This window comes from Stenotrophomonas sp. PS02301 (assembly GCF_029959485.1).
GTDB classification, from domain to species: Bacteria; Pseudomonadota; Gammaproteobacteria; order Xanthomonadales; family Xanthomonadaceae; genus Stenotrophomonas; species Stenotrophomonas maltophilia_Z.
Genome location: NZ_JASCOO010000095.1, coordinates 1 through 15,769 on the forward strand (window position 1 = coordinate 1; position 15,769 = coordinate 15,769).

The window sequence follows — 15,769 nt, forward strand, 5'->3', positions numbered from 1 at the left end:
GCTCCACGGATTCCCTGAATTTCCCTCTGCCGCTGCCGCCGCGCCGCTCAAGGCGCGACAGCCGGCGCCAGCGTCGCCTGGATATCGGCGTCGGCAGCGGTGGGCGACAGCGCCACTTCCTGCCCGGCACCGGCCAGGGCCGCCGCTTCTGCCGCCTTGGTCATCACCACGATGCTGATCCGGCGGTTGATCGGGTTGTCCGGCTGGGTCTTGTCGAACAGCACCGAGGAGGACAGGCCGACCACACGGGTCACCTTGTCTTCGGTCATGCCGCCATCCAGCAGCGCCCGCCGGGCGGCGTTGGCGCGGTCGGCACTGAGCTCCCAGTTGCTGTAGCCGTGGGCGGCGTTGTAGGCGGTGATATCGGTATGGCCGGTGATGCTGATCCGGTTCGGCACGTGATTGATGAACTGCGACAGCTCGCGCAGGATCTCGCGCGTATACGGCTTGAGCGAGGCGCTGCCCATGTCGAACATCGGGCGGTTCTGCTTGTCCACGATCTGGATGCGCAGGCCTTCGGGAGTGAGGTCGAGCAGCAGCTGGTCCTTGAACGGCTCCAGTGCCTGGCTCTTGCTGATCGCTTCTTCCAGCTCCTGCTTGAGCGCTTCCAGCTGGCGTTTTTCGCGCTCGCGCTCGTCTTCCTGCGGCACCGGCCTGGAGGCCTGCTGGTTCTGGAAGGGATCGTTGCTGTTGCCGCGCGAGATGTCGGTCGCGCCGCCCAGCTTGATCATCGAGGTACTGGCGCCGCCCGGGCCGGCCATGCCCGGGGCCGGGGTGGAACTGCTGCCGGCCAGCGGGCTGGGGTTGCGGAAGTACTCGGAGATCGCCGCGCGCTCGGGCTTGCTGGTGGCAGCCATCAGCCACAGCACCAGGAAGAAGGCCATCATCGCGGTCACGAAGTCGGCATAGGCCACCTTCCAGGCACCGCCATGGTGCGCGGCGTGGCCGGCCTTCTTGACCCGGCGGACGATGACGGTGGGTTTGGTCTCGGCCATGGCGCTGCCTTACTTGACCGTCTTGAGGTGCTGTTCGAACTCGCTGAAGCCCGGGCGCACGTTGGACGGCAGGGTCTTGCGGGCGAATTCCAGCGCGATCTTCGGGTTGTAGCCGCGCAGGCAGGCCAGCAGGGCGGTCTTGACCGATTCGTAGATGCGCGCGTCCTGTTCGGCACGGGCTTCCACGGCCGAGGCCAGCGGGCCGACGAAGCCATAGGCCAGCAGGATGCCCAGGAAGGTACCGACCAGCGCGCCGGCGACGTGCGCACCGACCTCGGTGATTTCCCCGCCGATCGAACCCATCGTGATCACGATGCCCAGCACTGCGGCGACGATGCCGAAGCCAGGCAGGCCGTCGGCGACCTTGTTGAGCACGGCGGCCGGCTGCATCGCCTCGCCGTGGTGCTTCTCCAGCTCCAGCTCCAGCAGCGGTTCCAGCTCGTGCGGCTCGATGTTGCTGCCGATCATCAGGCGCAGGCAATCGGTGATGAAGTCGACCAGGTGGTGGTCGGCCTGCACCTTGGGGTAATTGGCGAAGATGCTGCTCTCGGCCGGGCGCTCGACGTGGTCTTCCAGCGCCATGAAGCCTTCGCGCCGCGCCTTGTTGAGCAGTTCGTAGAGCAGGCTGAGGACGTCGATGTAGTCCTGCTGCTTGTAGCGCGGGCCCTTGAACACGCCCACGGTGGCCTGCAGGGTCTGCTTCACGGTTTTGACCGGGGTGCCGACCAGGAACGCGCCCAGCGCCGCACCGCCGATGATCACCAGTTCATAGGGCTGCCACAGCGCGCCGAGTTTGCCGTGCGCGCCGACATAGCCGCCCAGCACGCTGAGGATGACGACGAGAAGTCCAACGATGATGAGCATGGGGCCGACGCGGGAAGGGGATACCTCCATGTCGGCCCCTTCACACCTTTTCTGAAGGGGGGCGGTCGCTCGATGTCACACTTTTCCGGATTCAGGCGGCCGGCTCGGCTTCCGCACCACCGCGCTGCAACGGATCCGGATAGGCCTGTCCGTTGGGCGTGAACGATAGCGAGACCGAGTTCAGGCAGTGGCGTTCATGGGTCGGCGGCGGGCCATCCGGGAAAACATGGCCGAGATGGCTGTCACACCGCGCACAGACGATCTCGGTGCGGACCATGCCATGGCTGGCGTCGCGGATCTCGCGGACATGGGCCGGATCGAAGGGCGCGAAGAAGCTCGGCCAGCCGGTGCCGGAGTCGAACTTGGTGCTGGAGCGGAACAGCGGCAGGCCGCACAACCGGCAGCCGTAGACCCCGTCCTGCTTGTTGTCCAGGAAGACCCCGCAGAACGGTGCTTCGGTGCCGTGATGCAGCAGCACGCGCTGCTCATCGGCGCTGAGGCCGGCCACCAAGGCCTGGCGCTGGGCGTCGGTAGGCGGGGAAAGGTCGAAAACGGTCATGGGCAGTCCTCGTGGGGATGCACTGTACATTGGGTCGTGGGCGGGGCGTTCCAAGCTGGCGACATTCATCGTGCTGATACCCGTGGCGGTGCATGGTGAAGACCTGAACCGCCGCCGGGAGATCGCCATGTACCGCCCACGTCGCCTCGCCGCTGCCTTGCTGGTGCTGCTGCCGTTGACCGCGGCGGCGCAGATCGGCCCGCCGCCCACCCCCACCGCGACGCGGCCGGTGGTCACGCCGCAGCGCGCGCCACAGCCCCCGGCCGTGCAACCGGTGCCGGTCGACAGCCTGTCCGACAGGATGGCCCCGGTGAAGTCGTCCTCGCAGACCCAGCAGCAACTGCGCACGCACCCGATCCAAAGCAAAGGCCCGGCGCAGCCCGCACCGATGCAGGGTCCGGCCGTGCAGAGCAAGGTCTACGACCGCCACGGCCGGATCCTTCCGGGGGTCAAGCAGGTAGGCCCGAACCGCGTGCTTGATACCCGCACCGGCCGCTATTACGACGCCGTCCCCAGCGGTGACGGCCAACAGATCAAGCCCTGAGTGCTGGAGTGGCAGGCCGGCAACATGAATGGTTTACATCGCTGCCCGCGCAGTCATCCCCGTCAACGCAAGGCCTCACTGTTTTTTCGCCTGTGATTAACCGGATCGGCGGGACCCTGTACACGCGCCGCAACACAGGCGCATCCCCCGAGGTTTTTCGAGAAGAGTGCAATCATGGCTAACCAGCAGAACCGCAGTCCCGGCAAGACGCCGCAGGAGCAGCAGGGCAGTCAGCAACAGAACCAGAAGCCCGGCCAGCAGAACCAGCAGCAGTGGGACCAGCAGAATCAGAAGGGCGGCAAGCAGCAGGACCAGAAGCATCAGGACCAGAAACAGCAGCGCTGATGCGCTTGGCGCAATGAACGAAGGCGGTGCGCACATGCGCGCCGCCTTTTGCGTTTCAGCCACGCAGCTCAGCACGCGACCGGCTCAATCGGGAATCGGCAGGGTCAAGGTTTCCTTCACCTCTTCCATCACGATGTAGCTCTTGGATTCACGCACGTGCGGCAGGGTCAGCAGCGTGCTGCCGAGCAGCTTGCGGTACGAGGCCATCTCGCTGATGCGCGCCTTGAGCAGGTAGTCGAAGTCGCCCGAGACCAGATGGCATTCCAGCACATTGGGCAGCTTCAACGCCGCGCGCCGGAACTCTTCGAAGATGTCGCCGGATTTGTAGGCCAGGCTGATCTCCACGAACACCAGCAGGCTGGCCTTGAGGTAATGCGGATCGAGCTTGGCGTAGTAGCCGGTGATGGCCCCGTCGCGCTCCAGCCGGCGCACGCGCTCGGTGCACGGCGTGGTCGACAACCCGACCCGCTCGCCCAGTTCGGTGAAGGAGATCCGGCCCTCGGCCTGCAGGATGCGCAGGATCTTGCGGTCGATCTTGTCCAGTTCGCGGGCGCGCGTGGCCATCGGCGTCAGCCTCTCGAGGATGTTGGCGAGACAATACCCTGCCTGATGCTGGAAAAACAGGCGAATTGATTGGTTGCGGCTGACTATACTTCCTCAATTATGGTCCCGGCGTGCTCCTGCGCAGGGAATGATCGGGTTGGAGGGGTGTCATGCGCGTTCTAGTCCTTGGCAGCGGTGTGATCGGCACGACCAGTGCCTGGTACCTGCGGCAGGCCGGGTTTGAAGTCACGGTGGTCGACCGCCAGCCCGGTCCGGCGCTGGAAACCAGTTTCGCCAACGCAGGCCAGCTGTCGTTCGGCTACACCTCGCCATGGGCCGCGCCCGGCGTGCCGCTCAAGGCGGTCAAGTGGCTGTTCTCCGAACATGCCCCGCTGGCGATCCGCCCGGGCCTGGACTGGCACCAGTACCGTTGGCTGGCGCAGATGCTGCGCAACTGCACGCATGAGCGTTATGCGATCAACAAAGCGCGCATGGTGCGCATGTCCGAATACAGCCGCGATTGCCTCAACGAGCTGCGCCGAGAGACCGGTATCGCGTTCGAAGGCCGCGACCTGGGCACGACCCAGCTGTTCCGTACCCAGCAGCAGCTGGATGCCTCCGCGCAGGACATCGAAGTGCTGGCCCAGTACGGCGTGCCGTATGAGGTGCTCGACCGCGACGGCATCATCGCTTACGAACCGGCACTGGCGGGCGTGGCCGACAAGCTGGTCGGCGCGCTGCGCCTGCCGCGCGACCAGACCGGCGATTGCCAGCTGTTCACCCGTCGCCTGGCGCAGATGTGCGTCGATGCCGGGGTCGAATTCCGTTTCGACCAGGACATCGCGGGCCTGCAGAGCGATGGCAACCGCATCACCGGTGTACGCATCGACGGCAGGCTGGAAACCGCCGATCACTACGTGGTCGCACTGGGCAGCTATTCGCCGTCGCTGGTTGCGCCGCTGGGCCTGCAGCTGCCGGTGTACCCGCTCAAGGGCTACTCGCTGACGCTGCCGATCACGGATCCTGCGATGGCCCCGACCTCGACCATCCTGGATGAAAGCTACAAGGTGGCCGTGACCCGTTTCGACGACCGCATCCGCGTGGGTGGCATGGCCGAGGTGGGCGGGTTCGACCTGTCGCTCTCGCCGCGCCGCCGCGCCACGCTGGAGAAGGTCGTGCGCGACCTCTATCCGGACGGCGGCGACCTGTCGCGCGCCGAGTTCTGGACCGGCCTGCGCCCCGCCACGCCGGACGGTACCCCGGTGGTCGGCGCCACGCCGTACCGCAACCTGTTCCTCAATACCGGCCACGGCACCCTGGGGTGGACCATGGCCTGCGGCTCCGGCCGCTACCTGGCCGACCTGATGGATGCCCGCCAGCCGCAGATCAGCACCGAAGGCCTGGATATCTTCCGCTACACCCACCATGCCGCGTCCGTCCGTCACCGTGAGCCGAGTTCATGCGCCCAGCCCGTGCGTTGATTGATCTGGACGCGCTGCGCAGCAATTACCGGCTGGCACGCGAACTGGGAGGCGGCAAGGCCGTGGCCGTGATCAAGGCCGATGCCTACGGGCACGGTGCAGTGCGCTGCGCGCGCGCGCTGCACGCCGATGCCGATGCGTTCGGCGTGGCCTGCATCGAGGAAGCGCTGGAACTACGGGCGGCCGGCATCACCGGCCCGATCCTGCTGCTGGAGGGCTTCTTCGATGCCGGCGAACTGCCGCTGATCGTCGAGCACGACCTGTGGTTCGCCGTTGGCGCACCGTGGCAGGTCGAGGCGGTCGCCGCGTTCCAGACCACCGCCACGCTCACCGTGTGGTTGAAGCTGGACAGTGGCATGCATCGCCTGGGCCTGTGGCCTGACGAGTTCCGCGCCGCGCACGCCACGCTCAGTGCGCTGGCGCATGTCGGGCCGATGGTGCTGATGACCCACATGGCGCGTGCCGACGAACTGGACAGCCCGCGCACCCGCGAGCAGGCCGACGTCTTTGCCGCCGCCATCGAAGGCCTGGCCGGGCAGACCAGCCTGTGCAACTCGCCGGCGCTGCTGGGCTGGCCGGAGGTGCGCAGTGACTGGGTGCGCCCGGGCCTGATGCTGTACGGGATCAACCCGATGCCGGCGCATACGGCGCTGACCGAGCGGCTGCGCCCGGTGATGACCATGCGGTCGAAAATCTTTGCCGTGCGCGACATCGCGGTCGGCGAGCCGGTCGGCTATGGCGCGCGCTTCGTCGCGCAGCGGCCGACCCGGGTCGGCGTCGTGGCACTCGGCTATGCCGATGGCTACCCGCAGTTCGCGCCCAACGGCACCCCGGTGCGCATCGACGGCCAGTCCGGCATCGTGATCGGTCGTGTCTCGATGGACATGCTCACCGTGGATCTCACCCACCTGCCGCAGGCCGGGATCGGCAGCACGGTGACACTGTGGGGCGATGCGCCGCGCATCGAGGCCCTGGCGCCGCTGTGCGGGGTCAGCGCCTACCAGCTGCCGTGCGGCGTGAAGCGGGTGGTGCGCGAGTACACCGGCTGAGGGATGGCTCAGGTACTCGCCGTGGCCTCATTGCGCAGATCGCGCCGGATCCAATCATCCAGCAGGCGCTTCTCGTAGCGCAGCGGATCGGTGTCGCTCTGCCGGCCGATGTTGTGCAGGTAGCCGGTGTCCTGCAGCTTGCGCTCGCCTTCGCCGATCACCTTGCCCTGTGCATCCTTCAGGATGTAGGTCAGGGTCACGCGCGGGGGGTAGATATCGCGCATCACCCGGATGTCATTGGCGCGCGGGCCGTGCCACGGCTCGTAATCGCCGGCGCGCTTGATGTCGGTGAAGGTCACCTCCAGGGTCTGGCCGGGCTGCAGCGCCTTGCTGGCGGTGGTCTGCACATACTTGGCCAGCTGCTGCACCCAGTCACCGCGTTCGGCTTCAAAGCGGTTGTTGCTCAGGCGGATCTCGGTGAACTGGGCCGGGTCGGTCCACGTCACCTGGACAGGACCCTCCGCCTTGAGGGCGCGCGGGGCCTGCGGGTCGGTCACGGTGCGCGGGGCCGCCGCGGCGCTGCCGATGAGCAGCAGGCCGGCCAGGGCCCCGGCGATCAGGGATGTGCGGTTCATGACAACTCCTGGGTCGCGATCACAAGTGGGATCAGGCACCCAGTGTGATCCTGATCCGGGTGAGGGACAATCCACGCGTGTATGCTCCGCCTCTGCGGTTGGCGCCAATTCACCCAGGCCGCCCCCGACCCACGGCGCTTGACGCTGCGAATACGCGCGTTGGCCGATCCTGTCCTCCTCTGTTTCGCCAGTTGCCTCATTGACGCCCTTGCCCAGCCTGCCCACCTCTACGTTGGAACGCGCCTCCTTCCTGGCTTCATCGCCGGATCCGGCCCTGTATCGCACGGTACTTGAGCGCCTGAATGCGGGGTTCTGCATCATCGAAGTGATCTTCGACGATGCCGGGGTGGGTGTGGACTACCGGTTTGTCGAGGTCAACGAGGCCTTTTCACGCAATACCGGGCTGAGCAACGTCTGCGGACAACGGATGAGCAGCCTGCAACCCGGCCATGAATCCGACTGGTACCGCACCTATGGCGAGGTGGCGCGCAGCGGGCAGGCACGGCAGTTCGAGATGGAAGCGCGCGCGCTGAACCGGTGGTACTCGGTGGAAGCGGTCAGCGTGGGCGAGCCTGACGAGCCTCTGGTGGCCGTGGTGTTCTTCGACATCACCAATCGCAAGCACATCGAGGTGGAACTGGCCGAAAGCGAGGCGCGCTTCAGCGCGCTGGCCGATGGCCTGCCGATGCCGGTCTGGGTGCTGGATGAGCGCGGCCATTCGCGCTTCGTCAACAGTGCCTTCAGCGAGTTTTTTGGAGGCGATGAGCAGCGCGTGCCGGATGATGTCTGGCGTGGCCTGGTGCATCCCGACGATGCTTCGGTGTTCGATTACGAACTGCAGGAGGCGCTGAAATCACAGCGCTCCATGCATGCGCTGGTCCGCGGCCGCCGCGCCGATGGCCAATGGCGCTGGCTGGAAATGAACGCGCGGCCGCGCTTCTCGCGGATGGGCCGTTTCATCGGCCTGGCCGGCAGCAGTCCGGATGTGACCGAGCGCCGCGAGATCGAAATGGCGCGCGAGGAACTGCTGCAGTCCGAACGTGCGGCGCGCAGCGCGGCCGAGAACATGGCGCGGTTGAAGGATGAATTCCTGGCCACGCTCTCGCACGAGCTGCGTACCCCGCTGACCACCATCCTGGGCTGGAGCGAACTGCTGCTGCAGCGCATCGACAACACCAGCCCGATGTACAAGGGCCTGGGCGTGATCGCCAACAGTGCGATGGCGCAGAAGCGGCTGATCTCGGACATGCTGGACCTCAGCAGCATGTTGCTGGGCAAGGTGCAGCTGGAAGTGGAAATGCTGGATCTGCGTGCGCAGCTGGAAGAGGCGATGCGCGCGCAGGAGCTGGTCGCCGAAGGCAAAGCGTTGTCGATGGAGCTGGTGATGCCTGACGAGCCCTGCCTGGTGCTCGGCGACGCCACACGCCTGCAGCAGGTGCTGTGGAACCTGCTCTCCAACGCGATCAAATTCACCCCGGCCGAGGGGCGCGTGGTGCTGACCCTGGCTGCCGATGGCGGGCATTGGTCGATCACCGTGACCGATTCCGGTGACGGCATTGCGCCGGAGTTCCTGCGCCATCTGTTCAGCCGGTTCCGCCAGGCCGACGGCACCACCACACGCCGCCACGGCGGATTGGGGCTGGGGCTGGCGATCGTGCAACAGCTGGTGGAACTGCACGGCGGCGCGGTGGCGGCCAGCAGCGACGGCCACGGGCACGGGGCCAGCTTCAACGTGCGCCTGCCGCGCTATCAGCCGCAGGCCGATGGCCGCCCGTTGCGCGAAGTATTCAGCGGCCCGATCACCGAGCAGATCATCGAGCCGTATCCGCTCAAGGGCCTGCATCTGCTGGCCGTGGAAGACCAGCCCGAAGTGCTGGAGTACCTGCGGCGGCTGCTAGAAGAGCAGGGGGCCTCGGTCACCACGGCCTCCTCCGCCGGCGAGGCGCTGGCGCTGCTCAATGAGAATGGCCATGACGGCATCGATGCGCTGCTGACCGATATCGGCATGCCCGGCATGGATGGTTACGGGCTGGTACGCACCCTGCGCGACAACATGGGCGTCGAGCCGGAGGCATTGCCTGCTGTCGCGGTGACGGCGCTGGCACGTGCGGACGACCGCAAGCGTGCGTTGGCGTCGGGCTTCCAGGAGCATGTGGCCAAGCCGTATTCGGTGGCGCAGCTGGTCGCCGCTGTACGCGGTGTCCTGAGCGGTACGCGCTGAGTCCTGCGTTGGCGGCGTGTTGACGCCGCCGCGGGCACACTGGGGCGTACGCCACAGGAGTCGCCATGTCCCGTTACGCCCCCCGCATCCATACCGATCCGACCGCCATCGCGGCGCTGGAAGCCCTGCTGCCACAGCTGCACGGCCAGACCCAGGTCGAACTCACGCTTGAGGATGGCAGCCGCCTGCTGGGCACCGTCGCGGTGCAGCCGACGCTGCAGCAGTACCGCGACGCCGAGGAGAACGAAGGGAGCAATGGCCAACTGCGGTTGGACGATCTGGATACCCCGGTGCAGCAGCACGTGGTGTGGCTGGACCAGATCACCGCCATCCGGCAGCTGCCCTACCGCGAGTGATCGCGGCGGGCAGGTGCGGGTGGGGCAGGGCTCAGTGGGTGAATTCGCTGGGTTCGGCCTCGAAGCGGCGCGCGTAGGCCCGTTCATCGGCGATCCGGGCTACCTCTTCATCGGCCAGGTCCGGGGCGCCATACACCGCATAGGCCACGCTGCCATCGGCGGTCTTGCCGACCTGATGCAGGCGGTAGCGGGAATGGCCGCCGCCGGTGTCTTCGGGGTAATGCACCGGTGGCTGGCTGCCCTCCATGTCCATCTCGCTGTTGTCGACTACGCCACCGACAAACAATGCACGCATGAGCCATCTCCACGGGAAGTGAGGCTCCACCCTGCCGGTTTGGATGTTGTCAGGGCATCAACAGGACGTTGAATAAACGCAAATCCGGGTGGGGCGGGGCGAACCGGTAGAATGGCGGCCTCTTTTCAAGATGTGCCCCCGCATGGCTGCCCAGCACGACGCTCCCCTGGAAACCCTGTTCCTGCCGTTCGCCAGTGGCGCACTGTCCTGGCCGGCCGGCCCCGTGCTGTTCCTGCGCGCCCGCGATGGCGCACCGCTGCGCGAGCACGCCCAGCCGGCGCAGCTGGTCTGCGAGCAGAGCTTCCGTCCGTTTGCCGACGCCTTGGAAGCCAGCGGCTGGACCGTGCGTGACGAGCAGCAGCTGGCCGGCGATGCCACCCGCTACGCCGTGGTGCTGGTGCTGCCGCCGCGCCAGCGCGAGGAAGCCAAGGCCCTGTTCGCCCGTGCGCTGGCCCTGACCGCCCCGGGCGGCATCGTGGTGGCCTGCCAGCACAACAACGAAGGCGCCCGCTCCGGCGAAGGCGACCTGCAGCAGCTGGCCGGCCTCGGCGGCAAGCTGACCAAGAACCACTGCCGTGCCTACTGGACGGCGCCGCTCAACGGCCAGCACGACGCCGCGCTCGCGCAGCGCTGGGCAACCCTGGACGCGCCGCGCGCGATCCTTGGCGGCCGCTTCCAGAGCCGCCCCGGCATCTTCGCCTGGGACCGCATCGATCCCGCCTCGGCGCTGCTGGTGGAGCAGCTGCCGGCCGATCTGGCCGGGCGTGGCGCCGATCTGGGCGCCGGCTTCGGTTATCTCTCGGCCGAAGTGCTGGCGCGCTGCCCGAACGTGACCGCGCTGGACCTGTATGAGGCCGAAGGCCGCGCGCTGGCGCTGGCCCGCGAGAACCTCGCCGCGCTCGGCAAGCCGGCGGCGCTGGCCTATCACTGGCAGGACGTCACCGCCGGGATCGAGGGCGAGTACGACTTCATCGTGACCAACCCGCCGTTCCACACCCCGTCGCGCGCGGATCGCCCCGACATCGGCCAGCGCTTCATCGCCGTGGCCGCGCAGGCGCTGCGCCCCGGGGGCCGGATGTGGCTGGTGGCCAACCGCCACCTGCCGTACGAGCAGATCCTCAACGAGAGCTTCGGCCAGGTCCGCGTGGCCGCCGAGCGCGATGGCTTCAAGCTGATCGAAGCCACCAAGGCCAGCAAGAGCGCCACGCCGGTCCGCACGCCGCGCAGCACCGAGCCGAAGTGGGGCCGCGGAGGCCGCGCATGAAGCTGGTCAAGCTGTTGGCCAACCTGGGCTATGGCAGCCGCAAGCAGGTGCAGGGGATGTTCCGTGCCGGCCTGATCACCGATGCCGAGGGCGAGGTGCTTTACGCCGATGACGCGGTCGCGCATGAGGCGATCCGGGTCGAAGGCGAGCCGCTGGACCCGCCGCAGGGGCTGACCCTGCTGCTGCACAAGCCGCGCGGCTACACCTGTTCGACCAAGGACAAAGGCCGGCTGATCTACGACCTGCTGCCACCGCGTTACCGCGACCGCGCGCCGGTGTTGTCTTCAGTGGGCCGCCTGGACCGCGACACCAGCGGCATGCTGCTGATGACCGACGATGGCGCGCTGCTGCACCGGATCGTGTCGCCCAAGTCGCGCCTGGACAAGGCCTACGAGGTCACCCTGGCCGAAGACCTGCGCGGTGATGAAGCCGCGCGCTTCGCCAGCGGCGGTCTGCTGCTGGAATCGGACGACAAGCCGTTGCTGCCGGCCGAGCTGCACGTGAACGGCCCGCGCCAGGCGCAGCTGGTCCTGCACGAGGGCCGCTACCACCAGGCCCGCCGGATGTTCGCGGCGGTCGGCAACCACGTCGAGGCGCTGCACCGCAGTCGCATCGGCGGGCTGTCGCTGGGCGAACTGCCTGAAGGCGAGTGGCGCAGGCTGGATGCGGCCGATCTCGAGACGCTGTTCAACGTCCCATGAGTGCTTTCGCCGCGCTGCCGTTCCTGCCCGACGCCGTCATCTTCGACATGGACGGTCTGATGATCGACAGCGAACGGGTCTCGATCGCGTGCTGGTCGCAGGCCGCACAGGAACTGGCGCTGCCGTTCCCGGAGGGGTTCTGGCTGCGCATGGTGGGCCTGGGCGATCGCGACTGCGAGCGTCTGCTGCTGCAGACGGTGAATGCCGAGCAGGTCGCCGCGCTGTTCGCGCGCTGCCACGACCTGTACGAAGCGCGCACGCAGCAGGGGCTGCCGTTGCGCCCCGGCATCCTGGAGATCCTGCAGCTGCTGCACGAGCACGGCGTTCCGCGTGCGGTGGCGACCTCCACCCGCCAGCCGCGTGCCTCGCGCAAGCTGGCCGCCGCTGGGCTGCTGCCGTTCTTCGAGGTGGTGGTGACCAGCAGCGATGTGTCCCATCCCAAGCCCGCCCCGGACATCTACCTGCTGGCCGCGCAGAAGCTGGGCAAGGACCCGGCGCGCTGCCTGGCGCTGGAAGACTCCCCGGCGGGCATCCGCGCGGCGGTGGGTGCGGGCATGACCGCCATCCAGGTGCCGGACCTGGTGCATCCGGATGAGGAACTGCGTGCGCTGGGGCACCGCATCGTGGATTCGCTGCTGGATGCACGGCAGTTGTTGGTGCCGCTGCTGCCGGTGACCGGCGCGCGGTAACGAACGGCGTTGCCCGTTTGGACCACGAAAAAGCCCGGCACATGGCCGGGCTTTTTCATGCGGACACGGGCTGCAGTCAGAGGCGACTGAACACCAGCGCCGCATTCGTGCCGCCAAAGCCAAAGCTGTTGGACATCACGGTGTTCAGCTGTGCCGGCTGCGTCTCGCGCACGATCGGGAAGCCCTCCACCAGCGGGTCCAGCTCGCCGATGTTGGCCGAGCCGGCAATGAAGCCATCGCGCATCATCAGCAGGCAGTAGATCGCTTCGTGCACGCTCGCCGCACCCAGCGAGTGGCCCGACAGCGCCTTGGTCGAGGACAGCGGCGGAATGCTCTCGCCGAACACTTCACGCACCGCCTTCAGCTCGGTGACGTCGCCCAGCGGGGTCGAGGTGCCATGCGTGTTGAGGTAGTCGATCGGGGCGGTGATGTGCTCCATCGCCATGTTCATGCAGCGCACCGCGCCTTCACCGGAGGGGGCGACCATGTCGGCACCGTCGGAGGTGACGCCGTAACCGACCAGCTCGGCATAGATGCGTGCGCCACGGGCCACGGCGTGGTCGTAGTCTTCCAGCACCAGCATGCCGCCGCCACCGGCGATGACGAAGCCGTCGCGGTCCTTGTCGTACGGGCGCGAGGCCGAGGCCGGCGTGTCGTTGAAGCGGGTCGACAGGGCGCCCATCGCATCGAACATCACGCTCATCGACCAGTGCAGGTCTTCACCGCCACCGGCAAACATCACGTCCTGCGCGCCATGGCGGATCAGATCCGCGGCGGCGCCGATGCAATGTGCGGAGGTCGCGCAGGCGGCCGACAGCGAGTAGCTCAGGCCCTTGATCTGGAACGCGGTAGCCAGGCAGGCCGACACGGTGGAGCACATCGTGCGCGGCACCATGTACGGGCCGACCTTGCGCACGCCACGCGCGCGCAGGATGTCGGCCGATTCCACCTGCCACTGGCTGGAGCCGCCGCCGGAGCCGGCGATCAGGCCGGTCCGCGGGTTGGCGACCTGCGCCTCGTCCAGGCCGGCATCGGCGATCGCATCGCGCATGGCGATGTACGCATACGCCGAGGCATCGCTCATGAAGCGCTTCACCTTGCGGTCGATCTGCGCATCCAGGTCCAGCTCGATGTTGCCGCCGACATGGCTGCGCAGGCCGGCTTCGGCATGATCGGGCAGGTGGCGGATGCCGGCGCGGCCTTCACGCAGTGCGGAGGAGACGGTGTCCAGATCGTTGCCCAGGCACGACGTGATGCCCATTCCGGTAATGACGACGCGACGCATCAGAAGTTCTCAGTGGAAGTGAACAGACCTACACGCAGGTCTTTGGCAGAGTAGATTTCGCGACCGTCGACGAGCATGCGGGCGTCGGACTGCGCCATCACCAGCTTGCGGTTGATGACGCGCGAGATGTCGATTTCGTAGGTAACGCGCTTGGCGCTCGGCAGTACCTGGCCGGTGAATTTGACTTCGCCGCAGCCCAGGGCGCGGCCACGGCCGGGCGCACCGATCCAGGTCAGGAAGAAGCCGGTCAGCTGCCACATGGCATCCAGGCCGAGGCAGCCAGGCATGACCGGGTCGCCGAGGAAGTGGCAGTCGAAGAACCACAGGTCAGGGCGGATATCCAGTTCCGCGCGTACCATGCCTTTGCCGTGTGGGCCGCCGTCCTCGCGGATATCGGTGATGCGATCGAACATCAGCATCGGATCATTGGGCAGGCGGCCGCTGCCCGGGCCGAACAGTTCACCGCGGGCGCTGGCCAGCAGCTGGTCGCGCGAGAACGCGTTGAGACGAGTCATGGAAAACGCAATCCTGAGGAAGTTGTCATCGGGGTGAGCCGACCACAGGTCGACTGCTCTTGCATGAAGCAAGTGCTCAAGAGTGCATGAGAAAAAGTGATTCAATCAAACGTTTTAACCGTACGCCGCCGTAGTGTTTTCAGGTTCAAAAACGCATGTTGTTGTTATCCAACAACCATACTGCGGCGTGTGGCTGTAATCTTGTTCATCTGAATTCGAGTGCCAACGCCCGTGTCCCGCCCCCGCAAGATCATTCACGTCGACATGGATGCGTTTTACGCGTCCGTGGAGCAGCGTGACGACCCTTCGTTGCGGGGCAAACCGGTGGTGGTGGCGTGGCGGGGCATGCGCTCGGTGGTGTGCGCAGCCTCGTACGAGGCGCGTGTGTTTGGCGTGCGTTCGGCGATGCCTGCGGTGCGTGCGGAGCGGCTGTGTCCGGATGCGGTGTTCGTGCCGCCGGATTTCGCCCGCTACAAGGCGGTGTCACGCCAGGTACGCGAGATTTTCCTGCGGCATACGGATCTGGTGGAACCGTTGTCGCTGGATGAGGCCTATCTGGATGTGACCGAGCACAAGGGCGGGATGACGGTGGCGACGGAGATCGCGCAGATCATCCGCGCGCAGATCCGCGAGGAGACGCAGCTGACGGCGTCGGCGGGGATCGCGCCGAACAAGTTCCTGGCCAAGATCGCCTCGGATTGGCGCAAGCCGGACGGGCAGTTCGTGGTGCCACCGCATCGTATCGAGCAGTTTCTGACGCCGTTGCCGGTGAACCGTGTGCCGGGCGTGGGCAAGGTGATGGCAGCGAAGCTGGCCGAGCTGGGCGTGGCGACGGTGGGTGATCTGCGTGCGCTGCCGCTGGAGGAACTGGAGGCGCGGTTCGGGACGTTTGGGGGACGGTTGTTCAATCGTGCGCGCGGTGTGGATGAGCGGCCGGTGGAGCCGGATCAGCCGGTGCAGTCGATCTCGTCGGAGGATACGTTCGCCGAGGATCTGCTGCTGGAGGATCTGGCGCCGGCGATCGTGCAGTTGGCGGAGAAGACGTGGCTGGCGACGCGCAAGACGGACCGCGTGGGGCATACGGTGGTGTTGAAGTTGAAGACGTCGCAGTTCCGGATCATTACGCGCAGTTTTACGCCGGAGTCGCCGCCGGATTCGTTGGAGGCGCTGCGCGATATTGCGTTGGGGTTGCGGGCGCGGGTGGAGTTGCCGTTGGAGACGCGGTATCGGTTGGTGGGGGTGGGGTTGGGGGGATTCCGGGAGCGGGAGGTGGTTCGCCAGCCGGGGTTGTTTGACCATCTTGGTGATGGCTGACGGTTTTACTGTTTGCGGCAACGGCAACGGCAACGGCAACGGCAACGGCGGATGCGCTGGTGTTCGGGTGATGAGGGTTTGGGACGACGCGGGTGGGGTACCGGGACCCGCTGCAAGTACGTCCCTGTAAGCTCGTGTGTTGCCATCCATGGCAACACACGGTCCCGATACCCC

The 15,769-nt window shown here is 66.9% G+C and carries 18 protein-coding genes; 10 read left to right on the forward strand and 8 right to left on the reverse strand.

The genetic code is table 11. The annotated features are described in order from the left end of the window. Nucleotides 1-47: 47 nt before the first annotated feature. The 3 genes from motB to msrB form a co-directional block, all read right to left on the reverse strand. Nucleotides 48-995 (reverse strand): flagellar motor protein MotB, encoded by a 948-nt coding sequence (gene motB, locus QMX81_RS17395; protein WP_282263368.1) that lies wholly within the window; start codon nucleotides 993-995, stop codon nucleotides 48-50. A gap of 9 nt (nucleotides 996-1,004) precedes the next feature. Then, a complete protein-coding gene (motA, locus tag QMX81_RS17400) occupies nucleotides 1,005-1,859 on the reverse strand; it encodes a flagellar motor stator protein MotA (RefSeq protein ID WP_088432758.1) in 855 nt (284 codons plus the stop codon). A 91-nt stretch (nucleotides 1,860-1,950) separates the two neighbouring features. Then, nucleotides 1,951-2,418: a peptide-methionine (R)-S-oxide reductase MsrB gene (msrB, locus tag QMX81_RS17405; RefSeq protein WP_121042443.1), complete on the reverse strand. Its 468-nt coding sequence runs from the start codon at nucleotides 2,416-2,418 to the stop codon at nucleotides 1,951-1,953. A gap of 127 nt (nucleotides 2,419-2,545) precedes the next feature. On the opposite strand from msrB, the gene QMX81_RS17410 reads away from it, so the two are divergent. Both QMX81_RS17410 and QMX81_RS17415 read left to right on the forward strand, forming a co-directional pair. Then, complete coding sequence (locus QMX81_RS17410; RefSeq protein ID WP_121042837.1) at nucleotides 2,546-2,962, forward strand: classical arabinogalactan protein 4; 417 nt, start codon at nucleotides 2,546-2,548, stop codon at nucleotides 2,960-2,962. Between the two features lie 174 nt (nucleotides 2,963-3,136). Then, on the forward strand, nucleotides 3,137-3,307 hold the full coding sequence (locus QMX81_RS17415) for a lana protein (RefSeq protein WP_121042445.1): 171 nt from the start codon (nucleotides 3,137-3,139) through the stop codon (nucleotides 3,305-3,307). An 84-nt stretch (nucleotides 3,308-3,391) separates the two neighbouring features. Here the strand turns inward: QMX81_RS17415 and QMX81_RS17420 are convergent, their stop codons facing one another. Further along, the gene (locus tag QMX81_RS17420) at nucleotides 3,392-3,871 is read right to left on the reverse strand and encodes an Lrp/AsnC ligand binding domain-containing protein (RefSeq protein ID WP_046272909.1); all 480 of its coding nucleotides are present in this window, start codon (nucleotides 3,869-3,871) and stop codon (nucleotides 3,392-3,394) included. 149 nt (nucleotides 3,872-4,020) lie between these two features. Here QMX81_RS17420 and QMX81_RS17425 point away from each other — a divergent pair, with 149 nt between their 5' ends. Then, nucleotides 4,021-5,331 carry a D-amino acid dehydrogenase gene (locus QMX81_RS17425; RefSeq protein WP_282263377.1) on the forward strand — a complete coding sequence of 437 codons (1,311 nt, stop codon included), beginning with the start codon at nucleotides 4,021-4,023 and terminating at the stop codon, nucleotides 5,329-5,331. Beyond that, the gene (alr, locus tag QMX81_RS17430; RefSeq protein WP_282263379.1) at nucleotides 5,310-6,380 is read left to right on the forward strand and encodes an alanine racemase; all 1,071 of its coding nucleotides are present in this window, start codon (nucleotides 5,310-5,312) and stop codon (nucleotides 6,378-6,380) included. The genes QMX81_RS17425 and alr overlap by 22 nt, the downstream gene beginning before the upstream one ends. An 8-nt stretch (nucleotides 6,381-6,388) precedes the next feature. On the opposite strand, the gene QMX81_RS17435 is transcribed toward alr, so the two are convergent. Continuing rightward, the gene (locus tag QMX81_RS17435) at nucleotides 6,389-6,955 is read right to left on the reverse strand and encodes a DUF3016 domain-containing protein (RefSeq protein ID WP_282263381.1); all 567 of its coding nucleotides are present in this window, start codon (nucleotides 6,953-6,955) and stop codon (nucleotides 6,389-6,391) included. Between the two features lie 217 nt (nucleotides 6,956-7,172). Here QMX81_RS17435 and QMX81_RS17440 point away from each other — a divergent pair, with 217 nt between their 5' ends. Then, nucleotides 7,173-9,176: a PAS domain-containing sensor histidine kinase gene (locus QMX81_RS17440; RefSeq protein ID WP_259462196.1), complete on the forward strand. Its 2,004-nt coding sequence runs from the start codon at nucleotides 7,173-7,175 to the stop codon at nucleotides 9,174-9,176. A gap of 65 nt (nucleotides 9,177-9,241) precedes the next feature. Beyond that, nucleotides 9,242-9,532, forward strand: coding sequence for a DUF3247 family protein (locus tag QMX81_RS17445; protein ID WP_152153031.1), 291 nt, complete (start codon nucleotides 9,242-9,244; stop codon nucleotides 9,530-9,532). A 31-nt stretch (nucleotides 9,533-9,563) separates the two neighbouring features. On the opposite strand, the gene QMX81_RS17450 is transcribed toward QMX81_RS17445, so the two are convergent. Further along, nucleotides 9,564-9,827 carry a hypothetical protein gene (locus tag QMX81_RS17450; protein WP_121042458.1) on the reverse strand — a complete coding sequence of 88 codons (264 nt, stop codon included), beginning with the start codon at nucleotides 9,825-9,827 and terminating at the stop codon, nucleotides 9,564-9,566. Nucleotides 9,828-9,969: 142 nt separating this feature from the next. On the opposite strand from QMX81_RS17450, the gene QMX81_RS17455 reads away from it, so the two are divergent. Genes QMX81_RS17455 through QMX81_RS17465 form a run of 3 tightly spaced genes read left to right on the forward strand, consistent with a single transcriptional unit; the run spans nucleotide 9,970 to nucleotide 12,481 of the window. Further along, the gene (locus tag QMX81_RS17455; RefSeq protein ID WP_152153033.1) at nucleotides 9,970-11,091 is read left to right on the forward strand and encodes a class I SAM-dependent methyltransferase; all 1,122 of its coding nucleotides are present in this window, start codon (nucleotides 9,970-9,972) and stop codon (nucleotides 11,089-11,091) included. Further along, nucleotides 11,088-11,792 carry a pseudouridine synthase gene (locus QMX81_RS17460; RefSeq protein WP_121042462.1) on the forward strand — a complete coding sequence of 235 codons (705 nt, stop codon included), beginning with the start codon at nucleotides 11,088-11,090 and terminating at the stop codon, nucleotides 11,790-11,792. Before QMX81_RS17455 ends, QMX81_RS17460 begins: the two co-directional genes overlap by 4 nt. Further along, nucleotides 11,789-12,481: an HAD family phosphatase gene (locus tag QMX81_RS17465; protein WP_121042464.1), complete on the forward strand. Its 693-nt coding sequence runs from the start codon at nucleotides 11,789-11,791 to the stop codon at nucleotides 12,479-12,481. Before QMX81_RS17460 ends, QMX81_RS17465 begins: the two co-directional genes overlap by 4 nt. 76 nt (nucleotides 12,482-12,557) lie before the next feature. Here QMX81_RS17465 and fabB read toward each other — a convergent pair whose 3' ends face one another. Together fabB and fabA are read right to left on the reverse strand one after the other, a co-directional pair. Next, the gene (gene fabB / locus QMX81_RS17470) at nucleotides 12,558-13,766 is read right to left on the reverse strand and encodes a beta-ketoacyl-ACP synthase I (protein WP_282263386.1); all 1,209 of its coding nucleotides are present in this window, start codon (nucleotides 13,764-13,766) and stop codon (nucleotides 12,558-12,560) included. Then, entirely contained in the window at nucleotides 13,766-14,281 is a 516-nt protein-coding gene (gene fabA / locus QMX81_RS17475; protein WP_070471641.1) for a 3-hydroxyacyl-[acyl-carrier-protein] dehydratase FabA, read from the reverse strand. The genes fabB and fabA overlap by 1 nt, the downstream gene beginning before the upstream one ends. A 231-nt stretch (nucleotides 14,282-14,512) precedes the next feature. On the opposite strand from fabA, the gene dinB reads away from it, so the two are divergent. After that, on the forward strand, nucleotides 14,513-15,595 hold the full coding sequence (dinB, locus tag QMX81_RS17480; RefSeq protein ID WP_282263391.1) for a DNA polymerase IV: 1,083 nt from the start codon (nucleotides 14,513-14,515) through the stop codon (nucleotides 15,593-15,595). Nucleotides 15,596-15,769: the final 174 nt, after the last annotated feature.